The organism is Ursidibacter arcticus (genome assembly GCF_009761375.1).
Classification (GTDB): Bacteria; Pseudomonadota; Gammaproteobacteria; order Enterobacterales; family Pasteurellaceae; genus Ursidibacter; species Ursidibacter arcticus.
Genome location: NZ_LEKM01000149.1, coordinates 1 through 1,134 on the forward strand (window position 1 = coordinate 1; position 1,134 = coordinate 1,134).

The following is a 1,134-nucleotide window of genomic DNA, read 5'->3' on the forward strand; positions in this document are numbered from 1 at the left end:
TTGATTTTGAAAATATTATTTAATTTTGAAGTCTTGATAAGTGCTTAACTAGAAATTCATTTTTCTCTTTAATTGACTTTGAGTTGATTATGGAGTGCGATTTTAAAGTCAGTATTTATTGAGCGATTAAACTTTTTAAATTGAAGAGTTTGATCATGGCTCAGATTGAACGCTGGCGGCAGGCTTAACACATGCAAGTCGAACGGTAGCAGGAAGAAGCTTGCTTCTTTGCTGACGAGTGGCGGACGGGTGAGTAATGCTTGGGAATCTGGCTTATGGAGGGGGATAACTACGGGAAACTGTAGCTAATACCGCGTAATGTCTTTGGACTAAAGGGTGGGACTTTCGGGCCACCTGCCATAAGATGAGCCCAAGTGGGATTAGGTAGTTGGTGGGGTAAAGGCCTACCAAGCCGACGATCTCTAGCTGGTCTGAGAGGATGACCAGCCACACTGGAACTGAGACACGGTCCAGACTCCTACGGGAGGCAGCAGTGGGGAATATTGCACAATGGGGGGAACCCTGATGCAGCCATGCCGCGTGAATGAAGAAGGCCTTCGGGTTGTAAAGTTCTTTCGGTGATGAGGAAGGCGTTGTATTTAATAGATGCAACGATTGACGTTAGTCACAGAAGAAGCACCGGCTAACTCCGTGCCAGCAGCCGCGGTAATACGGAGGGTGCGAGCGTTAATCGGAATGACTGGGCGTAAAGGGCACGCAGGCGGTAACTTAAGTGAGATGTGAAAGCCCCGGGCTTAACCTGGGAATTGCATTTCATACTGGGTTGCTAGAGTATTTTAGGGAGGGGTAGAATTCCACGTGTAGCGGTGAAATGCGTAGAGATGTGGAGGAATACCGAAGGCGAAGGCAGCCCCTTGGGAATATACTGACGCTCATGTGCGAAAGCGTGGGGAGCAAACAGGATTAGATACCCTGGTAGTCCACGCTGTAAACGATGTCGATTTGGGGATTGGGCTATATGCTTGGTGCCCGAAGCTAACGTGATAAATCGACCGCCTGGGGAGTACGGCCGCAAGGTTAAAACTCAAATGAATTGACGGGGGCCCGCACAAGCGGTGGAGCATGTGGTTTAATTCGATGCAACGCGAAGAACCTTACCTACTCTTGACATCC

Annotated in this window: 1 rRNA gene; it reads left to right on the top strand. The window is 48.6% G+C overall.

The window, feature by feature from the left end:
- Positions 1 to 137: 137 nt before the first annotated feature.
- A 16S ribosomal RNA gene (locus tag A1D25_RS06655) occupies positions 138 to 1,134 on the top strand; the annotation flags it as partial.